Raw genomic sequence first — 20,032 nt, forward strand, 5'->3', positions numbered from 1 at the left:
TATCTTTGAACTATCAACATCCCTGCAAAATGCACAAAACAATTTCCCTGATCGTGCCACGTCACGTGAAAAAATTCATTCTATCAGAAGAAGGTTACAAGTTAGAGTCAGATGCTATTTTTGTTCCAAAAAGAAGTGAGCTTGGCGAGATGATTTTTGCGACAAGCATAACGATCAGCTATACTCAGCTGACCGAAAACAGGGCACTTCCAAAAGGGCATGACTACCTTACCCTTCGTTACAACTCAAAGAAAAAAAGCTTCGATGTTCCACTTGAAAAGTACCGGCATCTTGAGGCGTTCCTGATCGAGCATTTCAGAGGTGCTCTGGTCAAAGAAGTAGCAGCGATCCACTACGTTCATCCGTACGAAGATTACAGCTGGATTATCAGAAGTTTCTTACAGCGCCGTAACATCATCACTGATGATGCTGCAGAGAAAGACATCGAGTTTGACACGGCAAAAAAGATCTACCGTGATTATCTTGAGTCAATTCAGAAAAAAAATAAACAAAATCGACAACTTTCGCAGCCACTTTTGTCAGGGCTACAACCTTTTTGTCGGGTTTAAAACTGATCTGTCAGGGCTACAACCTTTTTGTCGGACGCAAAAACCGCCATTTCGTTAAGATTTGGCGGTTTTTTATTTTCAAAGACCCTGCTTTTCTGTCCTTTAGAAAGCCGTTTTCTGCCGGTAGTTTCGTAGCATGGAAACAGTTTATTTGGCCAGACCATGGACACCAAGAATGCTCAACAGGTCTGGGATCCGCAGACTTAAAATCGTTGATGAAAAGTCAGTGAATGTGATACCTGGAGGCATCGTGCCTTTGGGCGACTTGGTTTTATATGAATTCATCTTTCCGGCTGATCTCAGTTGCCAGCTGGTAATCCAAGCAGTGAAAACAGCTGGTGGCTCATCCTTCTATCGTCAGACAGTCTCCTTTTCCCTGCCGCACTTTTCCGACGAGATATGGATGTGGATTGACGAGCACTATCAGAAACGCTGGATAGTAATCGCTGAAGACTACAACCATAACACACGTCTGCTCGGTGGATCTCACCTTGGCCTGGCTCTGGACTTCCAGGGATCGACAGGTGCTGGACCGAAAGACGCCAACCCCATGAGCTTCACACTATCAGCTGATCAGCTGCAACCATTTAAAATATTACCAGCCTACGACGACAAAGTTCTGTTTCCGGAAGGCGGCTTCTCTTACGGATTTTCAACAGGATTTAACTCATAATTAAGAAAAATGGAGCTTGAACAATTTAAGCAATGGATTGAAGACACCTTTCCGGATAACAGGGCACGAGCGATCGCGGAAGTAAATTTTAGGGATGGATTGGCTAAAATGGCTGAGTTTGTGTTTGAGACGAATTCAAGCGAATTTATTGAACAAAAAATCCAAGAGATATCTGAAATTAAGACAGAGGCAGGGCAGATATTATCCGACACCAACCAAGTTAAACAGGATACTGCGGGAATTCTAGCATCTGCTATTCAACAAAAGGATCTCACCGAGCAAATACGGATTGCCACCGGTTTGATTAGAGACCAGGTAAACCAGGTTGCAGTACAAGCTAGATTATACCAGGGGAGCTGGAATGTCGCTGCGAACACGCCCAATTTGTCTGGCCTCGCGCTGAATAATACTTCGGACAAAGGTAAGTTCTGGAAAGTCTCTATTGGTGGTGTCAGCAACCTGGACGGGACAAGTAGGACTTTAAAGGGAGGAGAAGAATATACTTGGAATGGGACAGCATGGAACTTTAGCCCTAACCCAATGTCTATTGACGACAATTCCGTTACGGCCGAAAAAACAGACATGTTCAAGCCGAAACGAAACTTATTCAATATACTCGATACGGGCAATTTGACAGGATTCTCGGTTAATGTCGCTACAGGTGCGATTGTCAGCGATCCTTCATTCAATACGACTCATTTTATTCCGGTAAGTTCAGGCATTCCTCTTGCAGTATGGAATGGAATAACAAACGGAGGTCGCGTATGCTGGTATAACTTAGGTAAAGAGTTTATTTCTGGTGCAAGCTCTGGAGCTATTACCCAAACTCCACCTGCCAACGCTCACTTTTTTAGGTTGTCATTAAATATTACAGCTGGAAGTTGGGCTAATTTAATGGTGGAACTTTCTCCCAGGCCATCGGCTGTCTTTGAGGCTTATAAGCTTGTTCAATCAAAATCATCAGGGGTCGAATTGCTCGCTGCAAAGGCATTACATGCGGTAATGTCAGATCTAGCAGTGACGTTAAATACTGACTTTTTATTGTCTGCAAAAAACCTAAGTTACGCTACGGGCAAGAATCTATTCAATATAAATGCACCTGATGTTACTATTGGGTCATATATAAACAGCGAAACAGGCGCAACGCTTGTAAACTCTTCCTATAATTCTACTGGGTTTACACCAGTAGAAGCTGGCCAACCGGTTACAATGTCTTATAAGCACCAGATAGCTTTTTACGATCAAAATAGAGTTTACATTTCCGGTTCTCCTGCCAGCGACTTGAACAAGACCCAGATCGCTCCTGCTGGTGCATACTTTGTCAGGTGCTCAGTTCAAATTGCATCCTGGGCTACATTTATAATCACAAAAGGATCTTTAGCGCAGGATTGGGAGAAATTTAAATATATAATTGACACATTGGCCGGTATTGAAGTATCTGCCAAAAGAGCTGAAACATCTTTAACGGCAGATGTAGCGACAATTGCTAATGCGATAAGGGATAATTATGTTCTCGGATATAAGAACCTAAGTTACACGCCCGGCAAAAACTTGTTTGATGTAGATCATCCAGAAAATTTAAATGGATTTTATATCAGCACAACCGGCTTGGTCGTAGCATCGGCATCCTGGAAGACATCTCATTTCATGGCTGTATCTGAGGGGCAAAATGTATCTGTTTCTGCCGGTTCTACTACTAGCAACAGGGTTAGCTGGTATAATTCATCGAAGGTTTGGATTGCAGGAAATCAGAATGGTAATGTCACTTATGTGGCTCCGGCAGGTGCTGCTTTTGTGAGGATATCCAAAGATACGGCAAGTGTAGTTTGGGATACCCTTTTGGTTGAAATATCAGCATTCCCTACAGGTTTCGAAGAATTCCTGTACTATTTGGATAGGATTAACGGGAAGAAGGTTTTAGCAAAAAACGTATCTGTAGATCAGTCTTTGACCAATCCTATCCTAATAAATCTGGCTCCTGAATACTGTGTAGCGTTAGGCAGAACCATTGAAATTTATAACGCTCAGATTGCATGGTGTGGTAATATTAACGATTACCACTTTTTATGGAGTGGTATTGGCAAGAGCATGAAAAGAAAGTGGAGCCTAACCGGTACAGCGCCTATCAATCAGGAACTGACATTGAAAGTCTTTGACAACAAAATGAACCTGGTCGCTACTGCTACCACAATGGTTAGGGTTGTATCCAATGTGATTGCCAACAACTTCACAACAGCTCCAATTGGAGACTCTCTGTGCAATAATAAGCCGTGGTACAACGAGATAATAGCTCTATCCGGCAACAAAATATCATTCGTTGGTACCAGAGGGAACGGGAAACATGAGGGACGCTCAGGTGCATCACCTCTTTACTATACTGGCAACAATAGCTACACCTTTGATAACGGGGGAATAATCGGAAATGATGGTAGGCCACAAAATCTGAATCCGTTTTGGAATCCGAACACATCTTTGATTGACTTTGCTTACTATAAGTCAAATTACAATCAGAATCCTGATAAGATCATAATTTGGCTGGGAACAAATGGAATTTCCCTAAATCCAACTGTCGCTGTTAATGCCATTAAAGCGTTGATTGATGCTATCCGGGCATCAGATCCTAACATCCAGATTTATGTCATCAATACGTTGTACCGTGGCGATCAAAATGGCTTGGGCGTGCAAACTGGATCAGACGGATATGTTGCAAATTCTTCTTGGAAACTGGAAGAAGACAGGAAAGTGTTCAACCTCAAGGTTGCACTGAATGCCGCTTTGGCTGCATATACCAATCTATACATCGTTCCTGTTGCCGATTGCCATGACTCTGCTTTCAACTTCGGGCAAGTAGTCACTCCTGTAAATCCCAGGGCGACACAGACAGAACTATTGCCTTCAGAAGCCACTCACCCACAAACTCAGGGTTACATGCAGATAGCGGACATTATTTTTTCATCGTTGGCTGCGCATCAATAGAAAAAACTAGACCTCTGTAATATAAACGACAGAGGTCTTTTCTTGTCCTTTTCTCTGGTTTCAACTTCCAATAATCTTGCATCCACTTAATAAAAGAACCACGCAAGGTTACAATGAATCATTTACATCAATTCATCTGGCAAATATGTGAAAGTCAAGTTCCGGCTGCGCAGTTCCGTCAACGGAATCCGCAGTCTCCAACTGGAAATATACAGGCATTTACAGAAAGGCACATCCAGTCACGTATAAAGGCTTCCGGCTTCAATAAGGCTTACAATGAATATTTCACAGAGCTTTATTCAACTGATAAGCGTGTGCTGGTATTGCCGATAGAGGGTGAAATGAGCCGTAGCGGGTCCTGGTCGAGCTACGGCAATCAATTTCTGATCAATCAGTTGAATGCTGCTGCTCAGGATAAAGACTTCATAGGCGCTGTGTTGAAAGCCAATTCAGGTGGCGGTACAGCCGACAGCACTCCGGAGTTTGCCGAAGCAGTTGCCAACTTCAAGAAATCCAAGACCATCATTACTCACGCCAGTTATTGCGGATCTGCTTGCTATTATGTGGGTAGCCAGGCTGATGAAGTTTGGATTGATGATCAGGCTGCCAGCTCAATGGGCAGCATAGGAACATTGCTTATTTATGAAAACTACAAAAAGTACCTTGAAAAAGAGGGTATTGATATGGAGATAATGCGCGCTACGGGGAGTGAGGACAAGGCAAGAGTGAACTGGATAGAGGAACTCACTCCCGCAGCTCGTGCAAGTTTGCAGGCTATGCTTGATGCGTGCCAGCGTGAATTTGCCGGAGCAGTAAAGCGTGGCCGTGCCGGTAAAATCAAATCTCAGGAAGTGTTCACGGGCAAAATGTACAACGCCAGCGACGCTGTGAAGCTCGGACTTGCTGACAGAAAAGGCACATTAAATGGTGCAATCAAACGTGTAATTGAACTGGCGAAAGCCGCATAACTTAATTTTTTAAAATAATGTCTAAGCCAAAAACAGGTATTGGAGCGTGGTTGAGCAAGGCTTTTGGCTCTTCTTACAAAACCATCAGCGAGAAACTGACTGCTGAAGAGCATGATGCATTCGTACAGGATGCATCGAAACTACAGGAAGATGATTCTGACGACGATGAATCGGACGACGACGACGATGAATCAGATGATTCTGAGGAAGAAGGTGAAGAAGCGCCGGATCCGAAAAATAGTGATCCGAAAGGCAAAGGTAACACCACAGTTGAAGCTCGTCTGTCGGCATTGGAGGCATCTTTGGCAACTTCAAAAAAGGAATTAAAGGCATCTGCGAAAACCAATAAGGACCTGCAAAGCAAGGTGGATGACCTCCAAGGCAAACTTAGGGCGAGTGAAGCTCAGAAGAACAAACTGCGTAACTCAGTAAACCAGCTGGGTGATGAAGATTTGACAGACTCGGAGGATCAAGATCAGTATCTGACTCAGGCTGATATCGAAGCGCGTGCTTCTTTCAGAGAAGCAAATCCAAAAAAATAGCAAAAAACTAGGTGTGGAGCATGGCGGCATGCCGCGTGAAAATGACAGAAGGGGCTCCACCCTTTTTATAAATTTTAATCATTATTAAAGATCGAGGGGAATGGCAAGTGTGAATTTAACCAAGTTGGATGCTTCCTTAAAGCATCGTAAAAGTAAGGGTAACGCCCTTATGGTGAAGAAACTGACCAGTGGATGGGACAAGCTGAAGAAATTCCGGAAACTGAGGGTTCTTGATAGGGTCGTGTTGGGAAGTTTGGCGGTGAAAAGTGTAGTGCAGCCTGGTGCGAAAGGTGCTTTCAATCCTAAGGCCAATGCTCTTGAAGTGGAAGCGCGTATTGCACAGGTGAGACCGGCAAAAATTGATTTGCTTATCACAGAGACTGAGCGTCTTGAGCTTGAAGCCAACTACTTTGCGGAAGTTCAGGGTACGGATGGACGTGATCCGGAGAATTTCATGTTTGCGGATTATATCTACGAGCACGTGGTTACATCCGCAGGGGTAGATACAATTCAGGCTGTATGGCTTGGAGATCACAATGCCGCGGGGACAAATCCTGTTGATGTGTGTGACGGGATTGTTACGCTTGTTCAGGCTGACATTGTAGCTGAAAAGCTACCAGAAGAACTGGTATTGGTTCACTCGGCTGCCGATTTCATTATCGATGAAGATACCATCATCGAAGAGTTCAAGGCTATGGCAAAAAAGTATCGCACGAAGCTACCAGCTTATGCGGATACTCCATCGACTCTGTACTGCGCTCCTGAGCGTATTGCGGAATACGAGTTTGCAATGCTAAACAAGTATGGCGCGGTTAATATCTACAACTCGTTTGGGCAACCAGTACTTTTCTTTGCCAAAAACATCAAACTTGAAGGTGTGCTTCCACTCGCTGGCTCAGACTTCATGATGATCACTCCTGATGACAACATCGTGTACTTGACCGATCGCAAGCAGGATTCAACCGAGCTGGATACGGATTACAACAAACGTGACCGTTCAGTAGCAATGGTTGCAGATTACTGGTTTGCAGTAAACTATGTACGTGCCGACATTATGGTTACCAACGATTTGGGTGCCCGTCCTGTAGAAGCTGAAGATTAACAACATCTTTAATAAAACCATGTAGCACCTCTCACATCAATGAGAGGTGCTTTTCAAAGAAATCAAAAACGACTTTATTACATAAAAATGAAAAAGGTACTCAATTTTTTGGCTGTGGCGCTCTTGGCAGTAGCTGCGGTTCATGTGGGTGAAGTGTTTGGGTTTGGTACGGCAGCTGGTGTCGCACTTGCGGCGGCACCGGTATTTGCATCATTTTCCAATCTTCGGAACATTACCGAGCAGGTAGCCAACCCGGCCGGAGTTCGTCGAATTGGAGCAATCGCTGTCAGAGATCTTCTCGACGAAGTGATTGATTGGCCGATCGCGGTTGGAGATACTCCGGATATTGACAACGAGACAATGGAAGTGACAACAGCAGTTCCACTTAAACCCGGCAAGTCGATAGCGGTTATTACACCAGCAGACAACTCTGCATTTGCTGACTTCGAAAATCAGGGAGATCGCTATTACCAATCTTATAAGCACATGATGGGATTGGAACTCGCAGGACAAACCCAAGTTCAAAGCATAGAAATGCGTAAACACGTAAACACGGGAGCCATCTTCTTTACCGAAACCAATGATGGTAAACTCCGTGTATATGGATCGAAGCTTTCACCGATCGTACTGAAGTCAAAAGGTGCATCAGGCAAAAAAGGTGGAGATAAGCGTGGTTACACCCTGACTGGCGATAGCGACAACTTTATGACTGAGCCGCCTTTCTATCCATCCACACTTGCTCTTCCTGGAATGACATCTGCCGTTGTAGGAGGAGAATAACTCCCGGAGCAATGAAACTCAAACTCAGATTTAAAACTCCAAAGTCGGTGAATTTCCAGTTCGGGGCTGTGGGCGTAGTAATTGGCACTGATCCTACTGACGTAGATGACAAGTATGGCCAGGCGCTGTTGCAGCAGTATCCGACCTGGGTACAAAAAGTAAGAAGCCGGTAGCGGAACTATGCTAAGAGGCCGGGAGTAATTCCGGCCTCTTATTTTTTTTATCAATTTTTTTACCAAATCCAATATGAATCTTAAAAAAAAAATTGCTTTGTCCGACCTCGCTAAAAAAGTAGAGAGAGGTATCATTTCTGAAGCGAAAGGAAAAGAGCTGTTCGAGCAGATCACCGGCAAATCTGCCGATGCGGTACCAGTCGACGGAGAAGACGATGAATTGACCGCTCATGTTGATGCGATTTCGAAGACCGTCGCCAAAGTGAAAGGATCGAAGGAAAAAGCTAAAACGGAATCAGACAATGAAAAAAAAAGCGAAGCGGATCCGGAAAGCCAGTTCAAAGTAGCGACAGCCGAAGAAGTGGTAAACCTGTTTCAACAGCTGAAAGCTCAACAGCCAAACCCGGAAGAGAATCCGGACCGGATCGACACGGTAAGGACGGTACAACTCCCAGAACAGTAACCGCTGCTGTTGAACTAACCGTACCGTCAGGTGTACCGTTGTCAGCTGCGCAATACCAGATTGCGTTCGCGCAGATCTGCGAGAATATTGCCAACTACAACCGGCTGGCTGCTGATGGAGCCAACCGGTTGCACGGTTATCCTGAGAACGTTGCCATTCCGGAGCAAGTAAAGCAGGTACTGCACTATGATGACTTGTACCGCATGGAGCTTACCCGTAGGAAGTATCTGCAAGAAAACCGGATGCTGCCAGCTGATGAGCCAGTTAAGGAATTCAAGCAGCAGGAATACAAGGTACCAACGTCGGGACTGGAACTCGGAACGACACTGCGCAACCTGTCAAAGAATGTATCTGTCTGGAAGAAGCGGTTAAACGACCAGCGCTATCCGGACGCTGATCAGAAACATGCGATGTACGTCGCCCTTTATCAAGAAGCAAAATCTAACGCCGACGCTGAGCGCGCACGGCAGCAATCCCTAGCAAACGATGCTCGTAACAACAATTGATGATGTAAGGAAGGTGGTTGGTATTGCCATTCGAAAGGAAAATACATTTGAGGTTTTGGAGCCTTTCCTTTCTTCGATTGAAGAAACGCTGATTACCGATCTGCTCGGTGGCGAACAGTTGGCAGAACTATTGCCGCCAAGTGAGGGTAAAACCGGCGAGCTGTTAAAGCTGGCGAAAACGGCCATCATCTGGAATGGATTTCTTGAAGCCTGGTACCACAATTTTTACCAGTTTGCAAGCACGGGTATGTCCCGGCAACGGCCCAAAGATACCGAAGGACTGTTCCGCTACCAAGAGGATGCTATTCAGAAAGATATTCTCCGGAAAGCAGATGCATCCATCGATCGGCTTATGGAGTATCTGGTGGCGAATGTGGATGCTTTCCCAAAATGGAAAAACTCTGAGCAATATAAAGCCAATCAGGTATACATCGTTCCCACGCCCACTTCCTTACATAAATCGCTTCCGGAAGTAACAAAAAGCTACAGAATGTACATGGTCCTACGCGGTTATATGCCACGTGTCGAGCGCTCAACTGCACAAGTAACGATGGGAGCAGCTTTGTATAATTCGTTGGCGGACAAACTGAGTGCAGGAAATAATCTGGATAGGAATTACCAGGCACTCCGAGACATGGCGGCTGAATATGTAGCTGCAGCAACGCTGTTGGAAGCGATGCCGTTCATACGTGTCCAGTTTACCCCTTCGGGCGTTCGTGTGATGAACATTATGAACAACCTGCAAGACGAAACTCCGACTACTGACGCTCAGACGCAATGGCTCATGAGCTTGCTTGCCGAGCGTGCGGACAAAGCAAAGGCATCACTCAGGCACTTCCTGAATCAGAGCGCATCAGCGACCGTGTTTCCCGAATACTTCAATTCGGCCCTGTATGTAGCTCCAGGCGCAAGCCAATGGAAAATGCCAGACAATGATCACAAGAAACACTTCAGAATGTGAAAAAGGTACGAATAGACGAACTGGATGCAGACTGCCTGCTGGTGGACAGTTATGCAGACCTGAGAAAGCGAGGTGACATTACTGCGATCGTGCGGGCAACCTACCTGAATCCGCTGAGCATGGAGGCTAAGCTTGAACTTCTGCCGAAACTTTTCATTGCTCCGGATCATGTGTGGGATCAGCTCGAACGTGAAGAAAATCGCGACGAGCTCTGGCGGTTGATCAGTACGCTGGACTGGATCTGGAAAGGGCCGGAAATGCGGCCGGTCGACTGGCTCAGGATGCGTGGGAAAAACTTCCTGCTACCTGATGAAAACCTGTACGACCTGGGTACCGCTGAGTTTGTCGTGGCTACAGCACATTTGATCGGCTTTTACACGGCCGGAAGTGATGCCCAGGGAGCAGAGAGCCTGGCTAAGTTCTCTGCCTGCATTATCCGTCCGAAAAGAGACGTAATACAGCGGATGCGCTCCGGATCAGAAGGCGATCAGCGCGAAGTGTTCAATGCTGCTAAGGTGGAATATCGCTGGAAGCACTTTCTGAAGGTTGACCTGGTCACGCAGATCCTGATAGCGCAATGGTTCAACAATGCAAGCAATCGGCTATTGGCAAACTACGGCATGGCCGGTGGTGGTGATTCCGAAGCCAAGATACATCAGGGAATATTCGTCCAGGACTGGGAGCGGCAGATCGTGAAGGTGGCGGAATCGCAAGTATTCGGCAACTATGATGCCGTAATGCAAAGGGGGATCAGTGATGTACTCTCTTACATCGACCTGAAGAACGATGAGATCCGCAGACAAAATGAAGCCAATAAGAAAAACAATAAATAAACTCGTGTAATTGATTGAAGGGATGAAAAGAGTATTAAGTATGCTGCTCCTGCTATGGCAGTTGAGCGTGGCCTTGCCGGGGGCACAGGCACAAACAATTTCTATCAACCTTCCAGACTCCCTGGCAGGCAAGAATTGGGTTAAGAATTTAATCCGGGAAGAGTTAAAAAAGGTAGGTACTACTCCGGTTGCACCGACGAAGCCAGTGGTGCCGGATCTGGCAAAGTGTAAAGCAGGTCCATTGATCACTGAAATTTCGTTCGTAACGCCGACTTCGCTGTTGCTGCAGTTTCATGGAGATAGTGTGTTCCTGGTTAAGGTTGTAATTGTAGATAAAACTGGTGTTCCATTGCGTGTTCAGGAGATAACTCCTGAAAGTAGCAAATTGGCTGTCACTTATGCACCATTACCAGCGGGAAAATACAAACTACTGATCAGTGGGGTGAGCTGTGAAGGAAATGATAGTGCGCCCTTTACCATTCCTGAAATAAACACAGGTGGTGGATTAATAAGGCCATCAACAGGTAGTCCACTCGGTGCTTATGTAGCCCATGCAGGTGGCAGAACCTATACCTATACAAAATCTCCGGGTTTTTCGCTCACCTTTAATAGTGACGGTACGATATCGGACAATACATCAGGCATAGAGCACCGCACAAACTCACCGAGCCGGGTAAATGGAAGGTATGTGTTTTACATGTCAGGTTATTCGCTTTTTACGGACGGTGGAGCATACCGTCCGTTTCAAAAGATTTACTTGCCTGACGGGATCTATACATTAAGACAATTTCAGGCTGATTCATCAAAGATTCCAAGTATTGCATCATTCAAGGCCGGTGTAAGTGGATATCCGCAGTCAACTGGTGTGAACGAATACAATGCCACATTATCAGAGGTGACTCTGACGATAAGAACAGATGCATCACCTGGCTTGCCAGAGTGGCTGAAGGTTTCGCGACGTGTTGAGTTTCCTTACCACGCCCCTGACAGAATTTTAGGAAAAAAGGTTTTCGCAATAGAAACACTGAATGCCGGAGATTCTCCAGATATGTACCATCGAAAAGGAGTACATACAGGACTGATGTTTGGACCCGATGCCAATCAGCCAAACACTTTCAGATGTTACAAGTGGCCTTGGGACGGTCTACCAAAATTTACAGAAAACGAGCTTAGAAACTCACTTCGAGGATTTGCAGGTCAATACGGGCTTACACCTTTATCTATAATCACAGATGAATATCCAGAGAATGCCCAGGGCACGGATTCTGAGATTTACGACAAGATGTATTTTGCCTACAAAGGCATACTGGATTTCTTCCGCGAAAAGCAACCATTGCTTAATAAGCGGTACACGGGTCTTTATGGGAGTTATGGCATTGACGACTTTACCAGTCTATTCGGACCGGATATCCGTTCTCCGAAATCTGAGATTGAGCTGGCTTTAACCAGCAAAGTACATCAGGCTCGAAATCCTCACAGCAATGAATGGGGTGTTGTTTCCTATTACAAATCAAAGCAGCATGAGGTTCGCAATATTAATGCGAGCTACTACATGTACAACGATTTACGACAAATTCCCTACGAGCTTTTATACAAGAGGGAACGGATCAAGATAGGCACGAAAACATTTGAAGGTGTTGATCATGAGTCTAACTTCATCGTGTTTACCACCAATCTCACTCAAACACTCGTAATTGGCGACGATGGAGTTCCGATGGGAGTAGAAGAAAGCAAGACAGGAGAAATTATTCCATTCCCTGGTGGTGAGATTCTCAGTCAATTCAATGTTCCACCAGCTGCCGTTGTTGGCGAGTACAGAACCTTGGGATTCTGGTCAACGCTGCTGGGTGAAGGCTTGGCAATTTGGGGCGGGGGTACCTATGGGGTTGACTCTACAAAGATCAATCATTATGGTGATCAGCCTATATATTGGACCAAGACCGGCGGACAGAAAGAATGGTACCGTAGTGGCCAGAACGGCGCACCAATCAGCGACGGATCCGGAATAGCACAGACGCTATCTTCTACGGTAACCGACGCGGCCTTTCTTGGATATTCGGAAGCTAGGGAGCTAGACGGATATGCGGATAAGATAAGCTTCGCTTCGTACACCAGCTCACGTGGAAATTTCGATCCTATACCAGGCAAATTAGGTTATCAACTGAATGGAGACGGTCCGGTAAACTACGGGCTGTATTGCATGAAGGATGCATTCGATCTTCAAAAAGCTATAGCCTTAAAAACAGAAGGAGTTAATGGTGCCGCCATTGTCTACTACAACGGGTTTCTTTCTGCTCAGGAGTACGAAGACAATGTTACGGTAGCAGGTGTCAATATTGGCCGCGTTTATGGACGCACCACAGTTGTAAAGAAGCTATGAAGCGAACCATTGCAGTAGCTGCTATTACCCTTATTATAGGAATAGCGGCTACGATGTTCTTCGTCCGGAATATCCGGCACAAGCAAACTCCCGGATATCCGGAAATAATCCGCGACAGTATACGGATCAGCAAAGAAAAAAGCCAGATGCATCAAGACTCGGCATTATACTACAATGAAAAATTCACAAAACTCACTGCTAAAAGTGATTCTGTGGGCCGTCTTGACAGTACTGGCCGTGCTGCACTCAGGGCACGCTACAGGACAGGACTTAGAGAGCAGATACGAGCAGAGCTTGCTCGATAGCCTCATCAATTTCGAGATGCTCAAGCCCAGGTTCTTTACACTTATCAAAGTGAATGAGCACCTGGTCGCCGAGAACGTGGAGCTGAAGATGCAGAATCGTTTATTGTCCTTTCAGAATGAGCAGGAGGCACTTTTCTTTGCTCAACAATTGAAAGAAGAACGTCGGAAACGAAGAAGGGATAACCTGATTGTGGGGGCGGTAGTGGTAGGAGGAATATTAATCAAGGTAATCCAATGAAAGTTTTAAATTCGATGTTAGCAAACATCTCAGACAAGTATTTTTTAACCGTTTCGGCAGCGTTTGCCGGAATGAAGGCTGTGGCCGACACCTACGTTTTCAGCGATTGGCAATTTGTGCTTTTCCTGCTGACTATGATCATCGTGGACACAGCGCTGGGCACTTACAAAGCCTGGAAGAAAAAGACCCTCGAGTCACGCGCTTATGCCAGGCTATTTGAAAAAATCCTGTTGTACGGCTGTGTGCTGATCATGAGTCACGTACTGATACGGTTCACTATTGGTGGTGCGGCGACTGGTTTGTTCGACTGGGTGGATGACGTACTCTACTGCGCAATCATGGTCCGCGAGTCGATCAGTATTTTGGAAAATGTGGGGGAGATCAAACCAAACCTATTGTCCAAATCCATTCTTTCCAGACTTAAAAGGTTTGATGAATCTGGCGAATTCAAAGATTTGGTATAGTGAAAACACAGGCACAGCTGATAAAGACGTTTGGCAATCCCTATGAAGACCGCTTAGCTTTTGAAAAGAAGTGGATGGTGCTTTGGGAGGTTCCCAGGGAAATCTGGGAAGCAATACAGGTAATACCGCGCAAGATCTACATTAATTACTACGCGATAGTACCTCTGGAGGATACACTGAAGGAGCTAATAGCAAACAACCTGCACACGGAAATTCGGACATGGGATGGCTGTTTCAATATCCGTCCAAAGCGTGGGAGTTCAGGGATATCCACGCATGCCTGGGGAATAGCTGTTGATCTGAATGCGAACTGGAATCCGTTCCGGGGGAAGGTTACGTGGTCAAAAGCATTTTTGAATGCCTGGAGGCAGAACGGGTGGATCTGCGGAGCGGACTGGTCAAAGAACTCTGTGGACGGGATGCATTTTCAATGGGAAGGATTTTAACTGAAATCAACAAGAACAATGAGTGCGAATGAAATTGCTGGTACGATCTGCATCACTGTTATCTTATTTTTCGCTTGGGACATCCTATTAGGTGAAACGGTTCAGTTTCAAGGTAAAGTTGTGGATAGCATCTATACCGCCGAGAGCCGGCATGTTACCCACGACTCGAAAGGATCCAGAACAACAACGGATCCCGAAAAGTGGGAGTTGATTGTTCTGACCTCCAATAATGCATTTAAAGTCAGTGCTGAACCTTTTATGTTTTACCAAGTTAAAAATGGGGACGTAGTTGCATGTGAAAGTATAAAAGGATGCTTCACGAATACGCTCTACAGAAAACGGGCTATTAATATTGTCAAAAAACAATATTAAGACCGGCTGCTGTGCCGGTCTTAATATTTAGCTTGCCAACGCAGCTTTACTTATTATAAAACCATTCACAATACCACGCTCATCGGATCTGGCATATCTCTTCAACTCCGATGCACTTTCTCTACCCATCATAGTAAGGATGGATTTTTCGGGCAATACAAGTTCATTGAGACAAAAATCACAGAAGCTGCTGCGGCCGTGCTTGACGGATAGGCCGGAGTAAATCCTGAAGAATGGTTCGACGTGCATATTGAAGTCAGCAACGCAAATTTTCAGCCAGTCATTTATTGTAGAGTTTGCCAGAGTTGGCAGTTTTGCCCATCCACCATACTTATCGACTATTTCCTTGATCTCCGGGAATTCGTGAACAGGTACTTTTGCTTCAATTTCATTTTTTTGCCGCGGCTTCATCACCCACTGTTTACCATCTATGCCGGTTGTTACGAAATCTTTGGGATTTTTGATAACCTGCATGAGATCCCGATAATGAAAACCTGTACGGGCATAGAGCACAAATAGGTCTGCCACCTGTTGTGCTGAAGGATTTTGGAACTTATGGCTTTTCCAGATGGATAACTGAACGGAATCTAGATAAACAGGCTTTGCGATCTTCTCACGTCCTATTTTATAATCTTCCAACGGGTCAAAATCAATCAGCTTCTTTGATTTCGCAAACTCCGTGATGCGTTTTATCTCGCGCATGTTTCGGAGGTAATATCCCTCCTTAAATGTCTGAGACTTGCACCACTGCCTGTAATCATTCATTACAGAGGTGTCAAATTCTTCAATAAGAATGTTCTGCAGCTTTTTTTCAAGTAGGAAGGTGACTATGCTTTGCTTAACAGTCTTCAGCCTATCCTTCGTAGATTTTGCAATAGAAGAATCTTTATTATACTCCTTTTCGAACAATTCAAATGCTGTCAAGTATGTAACAGCCTCGGGTCGCTGGTACAATCGTTTGATCCGATCAGCACTAATTCCCTGATTCTTTCGAAGTAATTCATTGTAGATAGCCAGAAGTCTGGTTTCGGCCAGAGCAATCTGCTCATTCTTGAAATTTGCATACGGGTCCTTTCCGTTGATGCGCTGAGCCTGTTCAATCCAGTGGTCTGAAAAAACCTTAATTCCGGTGCTCCCGAGATCAGCGCGCTCGCCATTTACGGTGATGCGGAGATACAAAGTACAATTTCCTTGCTTCTTTTGAGAGCGCGTTGAATGCCTCCAAAAAAGGATTTCCATTCTGTTGGTTTTTATGTTCATCGTATTAGCGGGGTTAAAACCACTCGGACGATGCTAGAAAAGATGTGACCTAAAGAAACAACAGCAATTAGGTAAGGTTACGCGAAAGTACACGTAAAACTACGTAGTGCCACCGGGGCAAAAAAGGTGCCACCGAATGTGCCACCAAGACGTAACTATTCTGACTGTAAGGTATGGAACAAAAAAAAAGCCACCCTGATGGGAGGCTTTCTAGACTATTTAAGTTAATCTGGCGGTCTGGACGGGACTCGAACCCGCGACCCCATGCGTGACAGGCATGTATTCTAACCAACTGAACTACCAAACCAGACTTCGTTGCCGATCGTTATCGTTTAACGTGGTGCAAACTTAGAGCATTTTTTAATATTGTCAAACAAAAGATTTCTAAATAATTCACTTTTTTTTAACAAGCACTGATTCTCAACAACATCGAAAGAAAAATATTTTTATATCATTCTAAAAGCTATTCATGCATTTTCAAAAATACCTCTGCGTATCGTTCGCCTAACTCTCGTTGTGACTTGGCATCAAAATGAGTGCCGTCACCAATATCCGTTAGTCCTGAGGACGATACAAGAGCCGTATTTTTCGTTTCTGTGGCATATGAAGTAATAATCTGATTGATCTTTGCTGCAACCGGATTCTTGATAACATAAAAATCTCCCAAAGTTCCAACGATGACCGGTATCTTCTTAGCTCCAATCTCTTTGCGCAATAATTTAAAGAATGCGGTGAGCTTTTCCTTGTATACGGCAACTTTTATGGAATCACTATCGGACTCGCCCTGATGCCACAATATACCTCTAATGGTGCCATTCTGAACAGCTCTGCCAACTCTTTTCATCATCGCATCGTAGGCATAGATGCCGGTCTGGCTATGCTTTTTACCAGTGACCCAGTCATCAATCCCACTCCCTCCTACTGCACATGGAATTAAGCCTATTGCATGATCGGGATTTGCCGCAAGCATAGCTTGGGCGAAAGATAAGCCCGGACCTACTCCTATTGCGGCAGGTTTGTCATAATGCAAAGGATCCTGAGCTACTACCCACTCTTCACTGGCATTGATCACCCATATCTTTTCGTTTCTCTCACCCGCATGCGCATCCAATTTTCCTCTGCCAGCCATATTGGATTGCCCGATCAGCAGATACAAATCCATGTTTTTCGGCACCACTTGCGCTGTAGCGTTGATGTAGGCGCTAAGCCAAGTGACTATTACAATGTTAAAGATCATTTTCATAAAATACTTCAGATAGGTAACAATCTGATTATGAGCAAATAAAATTATATTGAGTAACCATAACACAATCACCCCTGTCACAAAGACTGCAACCATCTCATTTTACCCTCACCACGTATAGACCAAATTCCACAGTTGGTCTATTTTTATCGTCAGTTTTACGACTATACGCTATAGAAAAAGCTGGTACGATATTGTATACGTAAATGCTGAACAAGGAATATTCAAGCAGCAAAGTGCTTCATCAACCTGGTTTAAACTTATTAAATTAAACTTTACTAAAATGAAAAAATTAGCAATTACGATCATGTTTGCCGCCATCAGCTCTTTCGCTATGGCACAGTCATTCAGTTTCGGACCTAAAGCAGGTCTTAACATCAGTAACTACACAGGCGGTAATATTGAATCGGATGCAAGAGTAGGTTATCACCTTGGGGGTTTACTGAACTTTGGTATCGGCGATCATTTTTCAATTCAACCGGAGGTTCTTTTCTCTACCATCGGTGCGAAGGTTGATAGAGCAGGTAACAAGGATAATTTCAAGGTGAGCTATGTAACGGTACCTGTGATGCTGAAATTAAAAACAACAGGTGGATTCTACGTGGAAGTTGGCCCGCAGGTTGGTTTTAGAACATCCACAAACATTCCTAATCAAACCATTGAAAACTTCGCCAACAATCTTGATCTTGCAGCGGCAGGTGGAATTGGTTATCAGTCCAACATCGGATTGGGTATCGGCGTAAGATACATTGCAGGTTTGAGCAAAGTGGGTAACTTCTCGGGTAACAATATCAACCCAGACTTTAAAAACAGCGTTATTCAGGCCAGTATTTTCTGGGCGATTCCTGCTGTAAACAGATAATCAGATATAACTCTGTTAGTGTAAAGGGACATCAGGCCGATTTGGCAGATGTCCCTTTCTTTTGATTTTCCTGACTAAAACAGAACCCTCTAAAACGTAATTATCTTTTCAGTTTAAGTGCATTCATCATTTTATCAAAAATAGCAGTATTCTCATAAAATCCCGAGAAAGCCTCCGAACCCGGCCCAAAAGCAAGCACCGGAATCATAACACCTGTATGCCCACCAGTTGTATATGCACCTTTTACCTCCCCTGTTTCTGTGCTCCCACCATTGATAGAAAATCCGCCTGTTTCGTGATCCGCAGTAATGATCACTAATGTTTCACCATCTTTTTCGGCAAAATCGAATACTTCACCAATTACTTGATCAAAGTCCTTCATTTCTTCCACGATGTAATCTGTATCATTGCCATGGCCGCCCCAGTCAATTTGAGAACCTTCTACTACCAGAAAGAAACCTTTTTTATTTTGCTTGAGAATGTCCAATGCAGTTTTTGACGACCGCGACAACTCATCGCCTCTCCCTTTAGAGAAACGAGGTTGCTCTTTATCTGCTAAGAAGCCGGCAAGTTTACCGGATTTTACCTTTTCAACTTCCTCAATGCTGTTAGCAATCTGGTAACCCCGGACTTTCAGACTGTCGATCAGATTGGCTCCGTCTCTGCGCTGATTGAAGTCTGCACGTCCACCTCCGATGAATACATCGACATCAGTCGCCAGAAAGTCATGCGCGATCTCCTGAGTCATAGCACGTTTCGGCTGATGACCAATGAATGCTCCGGGCGTAGCATGCGTAATCGAACAAGTGGCCACCAAACCTGTAGCGAGACCTTTGTCCTCTGCTATTTCCAGAATGGTCCGCTGAGGCTTGTTGTCAGCATCTACTCCGATTGCGCCGTTTTTCACTTTTTTCCCTATAGAAAATGCAGTGGCACCGGCAGCAGAATCAGTAATAAAACTATCAGCAGATTGATTCTTATGAAACCCTATAACATGGGATCGTTCCAGATTCAGTGTATTTTTATTTGCCACCATACCCGCATAAATCTGCGAAACGCCCATGCCATCACCCACCATGAAAATTACATTTTTAGGCTGCTTTGGCTTGCCTTTACCTGGGAGTTGAGCGAATACGGAACAACCCGCCGCAATCAGAGAAACTGATAGAAATAACCTTTTCATTATAATAGAATTGTATACTATCCATTAAAGGATAATTGCTTAATAGGTTTTATGCTTGTAATCTCTTTTCGAAAATTCTCACAAGCCACTTTTTGATGCTGCAAAACTATGTAAGCCAACTTTACCCTATTATTAATTTCCCCCAGGCTATATTAATCCACGATTAATGTAGGTAAATTGACCATATCAGCCGTATACGCAGATTAATAAATTGTTAAACTGATGCTCTGAACGATCTCTTAGATATCTTTGCAGTAAGCCGCAAACGAAAAATAAAATGAAACTTGAAAAGACATTTTTGCTACCTACAGGTAGAACAGTAAAAGTTACCGCACAACCGACTGTACAGAGCACAATTCCATTTAGTAAGGAAGATTTTGAGATACTCATCAAAGAGCCGAAAGAAGAAGACTTTCACCCTGCAATTGGAGAAACACACCCTAAATACTGGAAGCTTAAGAAGTTGAATCCGAAAGAAGTAAAACTTGTAGCAATCAAATACAGTGGTCTTTCTGAAAAACAAATCAGAAACACACTTAAGGAATTCGAAAAAATACGTGCTTCAGTCAACTGAAATGCACGTACAAACTAAATGTTGCAAGGCGGAAAAGAAATTAGAAGATGAATTGCAAAAGCCGGACTCTGCGCCGGCACAATCTTATTGAGCTTATTTTTTCTTTAAATATTCCGCTGTTTGCCCTTTTGGGGTTAAGTATTAATACAACTATATTGG

At 44.5% G+C, this 20,032-nt stretch carries 23 protein-coding genes and 1 tRNA gene; 20 read left to right on the forward strand and 4 right to left on the reverse strand.

Annotated elements, in window-relative coordinates:
* Positions 1–29 precede the first annotated feature (29 nt).
* From AC1XUE_RS11080 to AC1XUE_RS11165, 18 genes are all read left to right on the forward strand, one after another.
* Positions 30–569, forward strand: a complete 540-nt coding sequence (locus tag AC1XUE_RS11080; RefSeq protein ID WP_483356040.1) for a hypothetical protein — start codon at positions 30–32, stop codon at positions 567–569.
* Between the two features lie 136 nt (positions 570–705).
* The gene (locus AC1XUE_RS11085; RefSeq protein ID WP_483356041.1) at positions 706–1,242 is read left to right on the forward strand and encodes a hypothetical protein; all 537 of its coding nucleotides are present in this window, start codon (positions 706–708) and stop codon (positions 1,240–1,242) included.
* 9 nt (positions 1,243–1,251) lie between these two features.
* A complete protein-coding gene (locus AC1XUE_RS11090; protein WP_483356042.1) occupies positions 1,252–4,218 on the forward strand; it encodes an SGNH/GDSL hydrolase family protein in 2,967 nt (988 codons plus the stop codon).
* Between the two features lie 113 nt (positions 4,219–4,331).
* On the forward strand, positions 4,332–5,186 hold the full coding sequence (locus tag AC1XUE_RS11095; RefSeq protein WP_483356043.1) for a S49 family peptidase: 855 nt from the start codon (positions 4,332–4,334) through the stop codon (positions 5,184–5,186).
* Positions 5,187–5,203: 17 nt separating this feature from the next.
* The gene (locus tag AC1XUE_RS11100) at positions 5,204–5,728 is read left to right on the forward strand and encodes a hypothetical protein (RefSeq protein ID WP_483356044.1); all 525 of its coding nucleotides are present in this window, start codon (positions 5,204–5,206) and stop codon (positions 5,726–5,728) included.
* Positions 5,729–5,828: 100 nt separating this feature from the next.
* Positions 5,829–6,830 carry a hypothetical protein gene (locus AC1XUE_RS11105; protein ID WP_483356045.1) on the forward strand — a complete coding sequence of 334 codons (1,002 nt, stop codon included), beginning with the start codon at positions 5,829–5,831 and terminating at the stop codon, positions 6,828–6,830.
* Positions 6,831–6,917: 87 nt separating this feature from the next.
* Positions 6,918–7,610 (forward strand): hypothetical protein, encoded by a 693-nt coding sequence (locus AC1XUE_RS11110; protein ID WP_483356046.1) that lies wholly within the window; start codon positions 6,918–6,920, stop codon positions 7,608–7,610.
* A gap of 11 nt (positions 7,611–7,621) precedes the next feature.
* Positions 7,622–7,783 (forward strand): hypothetical protein, encoded by a 162-nt coding sequence (locus tag AC1XUE_RS11115; RefSeq protein ID WP_483356047.1) that lies wholly within the window; start codon positions 7,622–7,624, stop codon positions 7,781–7,783.
* A gap of 73 nt (positions 7,784–7,856) precedes the next feature.
* The gene (locus AC1XUE_RS11120; RefSeq protein WP_483356048.1) at positions 7,857–8,246 is read left to right on the forward strand and encodes a hypothetical protein; all 390 of its coding nucleotides are present in this window, start codon (positions 7,857–7,859) and stop codon (positions 8,244–8,246) included.
* 38 nt (positions 8,247–8,284) lie between these two features.
* Entirely contained in the window at positions 8,285–8,752 is a 468-nt protein-coding gene (locus AC1XUE_RS11125; RefSeq protein WP_483356049.1) for a hypothetical protein, read from the forward strand.
* The gene (locus tag AC1XUE_RS11130; protein WP_483356050.1) at positions 8,733–9,713 is read left to right on the forward strand and encodes a DUF6712 family protein; all 981 of its coding nucleotides are present in this window, start codon (positions 8,733–8,735) and stop codon (positions 9,711–9,713) included. The genes AC1XUE_RS11125 and AC1XUE_RS11130 overlap by 20 nt, the downstream gene beginning before the upstream one ends.
* Complete coding sequence (locus AC1XUE_RS11135) at positions 9,710–10,546, forward strand: hypothetical protein (RefSeq protein ID WP_483356051.1); 837 nt, start codon at positions 9,710–9,712, stop codon at positions 10,544–10,546. Before AC1XUE_RS11130 ends, AC1XUE_RS11135 begins: the two co-directional genes overlap by 4 nt.
* A 22-nt stretch (positions 10,547–10,568) precedes the next feature.
* Entirely contained in the window at positions 10,569–12,926 is a 2,358-nt protein-coding gene (locus AC1XUE_RS11140) for a hypothetical protein (protein WP_483356052.1), read from the forward strand.
* A complete protein-coding gene (locus AC1XUE_RS11145) occupies positions 12,923–13,231 on the forward strand; it encodes a hypothetical protein (protein WP_483356053.1) in 309 nt (102 codons plus the stop codon). The genes AC1XUE_RS11140 and AC1XUE_RS11145 overlap by 4 nt, the downstream gene beginning before the upstream one ends.
* 16 nt (positions 13,232–13,247) lie before the next feature.
* On the forward strand, positions 13,248–13,469 hold the full coding sequence (locus AC1XUE_RS11150; protein WP_483356054.1) for a hypothetical protein: 222 nt from the start codon (positions 13,248–13,250) through the stop codon (positions 13,467–13,469).
* The gene (locus AC1XUE_RS11155; RefSeq protein WP_483356055.1) at positions 13,466–13,933 is read left to right on the forward strand and encodes a bacteriophage holin; all 468 of its coding nucleotides are present in this window, start codon (positions 13,466–13,468) and stop codon (positions 13,931–13,933) included. Before AC1XUE_RS11150 ends, AC1XUE_RS11155 begins: the two co-directional genes overlap by 4 nt.
* Positions 13,933–14,379, forward strand: a complete 447-nt coding sequence (locus AC1XUE_RS11160) for a M15 family metallopeptidase (RefSeq protein ID WP_483356056.1) — start codon at positions 13,933–13,935, stop codon at positions 14,377–14,379. Before AC1XUE_RS11155 ends, AC1XUE_RS11160 begins: the two co-directional genes overlap by 1 nt.
* A gap of 18 nt (positions 14,380–14,397) precedes the next feature.
* The gene (locus AC1XUE_RS11165) at positions 14,398–14,751 is read left to right on the forward strand and encodes a hypothetical protein (RefSeq protein ID WP_483356057.1); all 354 of its coding nucleotides are present in this window, start codon (positions 14,398–14,400) and stop codon (positions 14,749–14,751) included.
* 27 nt (positions 14,752–14,778) lie between these two features.
* Here the strand turns inward: AC1XUE_RS11165 and AC1XUE_RS11170 are convergent, their stop codons facing one another.
* The 3 genes from AC1XUE_RS11170 to AC1XUE_RS11180 form a co-directional block, all read right to left on the reverse strand.
* Positions 14,779–15,990 (reverse strand): phage integrase SAM-like domain-containing protein, encoded by a 1,212-nt coding sequence (locus AC1XUE_RS11170; RefSeq protein WP_483356058.1) that lies wholly within the window; start codon positions 15,988–15,990, stop codon positions 14,779–14,781.
* 251 nt (positions 15,991–16,241) lie between these two features.
* Positions 16,242–16,318: transfer RNA gene (locus AC1XUE_RS11175), tRNA-Asp, on the reverse strand.
* Between the two features lie 156 nt (positions 16,319–16,474).
* A complete protein-coding gene (locus AC1XUE_RS11180; protein ID WP_483356059.1) occupies positions 16,475–17,254 on the reverse strand; it encodes a sialate O-acetylesterase in 780 nt (259 codons plus the stop codon).
* Between the two features lie 283 nt (positions 17,255–17,537).
* Here AC1XUE_RS11180 and AC1XUE_RS11185 point away from each other — a divergent pair, with 283 nt between their 5' ends.
* Positions 17,538–18,116, forward strand: a complete 579-nt coding sequence (locus AC1XUE_RS11185; protein ID WP_483356060.1) for a porin family protein — start codon at positions 17,538–17,540, stop codon at positions 18,114–18,116.
* A gap of 100 nt (positions 18,117–18,216) precedes the next feature.
* Here AC1XUE_RS11185 and AC1XUE_RS11190 read toward each other — a convergent pair whose 3' ends face one another.
* A complete protein-coding gene (locus AC1XUE_RS11190) occupies positions 18,217–19,299 on the reverse strand; it encodes an alkaline phosphatase (RefSeq protein WP_483356061.1) in 1,083 nt (360 codons plus the stop codon).
* 277 nt (positions 19,300–19,576) lie between these two features.
* Here AC1XUE_RS11190 and AC1XUE_RS11195 point away from each other — a divergent pair, with 277 nt between their 5' ends.
* Positions 19,577–19,873: a hypothetical protein gene (locus AC1XUE_RS11195; RefSeq protein WP_483356062.1), complete on the forward strand. Its 297-nt coding sequence runs from the start codon at positions 19,577–19,579 to the stop codon at positions 19,871–19,873.
* Positions 19,874–20,032 lie beyond the last annotated feature (159 nt).

The organism is Dyadobacter sp. HNCC25DJ187, assembly GCF_056895255.1.

Bases quoted from the DNA above. Each gene is read 5' to 3' on its own strand.
- AC1XUE_RS11090 (WP_483356042.1), top strand. From the start codon at position 1,252: ATGGAGCTTGAACAATTTAAGCAATGGATTGAAGACACCTTTCCGGAT.
- AC1XUE_RS11180 (WP_483356059.1), bottom strand. From the start codon at position 17,254: ATGAAAATGATCTTTAACATTGTAATAGTCACTTGGCTTAGCGCCTAC.
- AC1XUE_RS11095 (WP_483356043.1), top strand. From the start codon at position 4,332: ATGAATCATTTACATCAATTCATCTGGCAAATATGTGAAAGTCAAGTT.
- AC1XUE_RS11120 (WP_483356048.1), top strand. From the start codon at position 7,857: ATGAATCTTAAAAAAAAAATTGCTTTGTCCGACCTCGCTAAAAAAGTA.
- AC1XUE_RS11195 (WP_483356062.1), top strand. From the start codon at position 19,577: ATGAAACTTGAAAAGACATTTTTGCTACCTACAGGTAGAACAGTAAAA.
- AC1XUE_RS11145 (WP_483356053.1), top strand. From the start codon at position 12,923: ATGAAGCGAACCATTGCAGTAGCTGCTATTACCCTTATTATAGGAATA.
- AC1XUE_RS11165 (WP_483356057.1), top strand. From the start codon at position 14,398: ATGAGTGCGAATGAAATTGCTGGTACGATCTGCATCACTGTTATCTTA.
- AC1XUE_RS11100 (WP_483356044.1), top strand. From the start codon at position 5,204: ATGTCTAAGCCAAAAACAGGTATTGGAGCGTGGTTGAGCAAGGCTTTT.
- AC1XUE_RS11140 (WP_483356052.1), top strand. From the start codon at position 10,569: ATGAAAAGAGTATTAAGTATGCTGCTCCTGCTATGGCAGTTGAGCGTG.
- AC1XUE_RS11190 (WP_483356061.1), bottom strand. From the start codon at position 19,299: ATGAAAAGGTTATTTCTATCAGTTTCTCTGATTGCGGCGGGTTGTTCC.
- AC1XUE_RS11110 (WP_483356046.1), top strand. From the start codon at position 6,918: ATGAAAAAGGTACTCAATTTTTTGGCTGTGGCGCTCTTGGCAGTAGCT.
- AC1XUE_RS11105 (WP_483356045.1), top strand. From the start codon at position 5,829: ATGGCAAGTGTGAATTTAACCAAGTTGGATGCTTCCTTAAAGCATCGT.
- AC1XUE_RS11150 (WP_483356054.1), top strand. From the start codon at position 13,248: ATGCTCAAGCCCAGGTTCTTTACACTTATCAAAGTGAATGAGCACCTG.
- AC1XUE_RS11185 (WP_483356060.1), top strand. From the start codon at position 17,538: ATGAAAAAATTAGCAATTACGATCATGTTTGCCGCCATCAGCTCTTTC.
- AC1XUE_RS11130 (WP_483356050.1), top strand. From the start codon at position 8,733: ATGCTCGTAACAACAATTGATGATGTAAGGAAGGTGGTTGGTATTGCC.
- AC1XUE_RS11170 (WP_483356058.1), bottom strand. From the start codon at position 15,990: ATGGAAATCCTTTTTTGGAGGCATTCAACGCGCTCTCAAAAGAAGCAA.
- AC1XUE_RS11155 (WP_483356055.1), top strand. From the start codon at position 13,466: ATGAAAGTTTTAAATTCGATGTTAGCAAACATCTCAGACAAGTATTTT.
- AC1XUE_RS11085 (WP_483356041.1), top strand. From the start codon at position 706: ATGGAAACAGTTTATTTGGCCAGACCATGGACACCAAGAATGCTCAAC.
- AC1XUE_RS11080 (WP_483356040.1), top strand. From the start codon at position 30: ATGCACAAAACAATTTCCCTGATCGTGCCACGTCACGTGAAAAAATTC.
- AC1XUE_RS11115 (WP_483356047.1), top strand. From the start codon at position 7,622: ATGAAACTCAAACTCAGATTTAAAACTCCAAAGTCGGTGAATTTCCAG.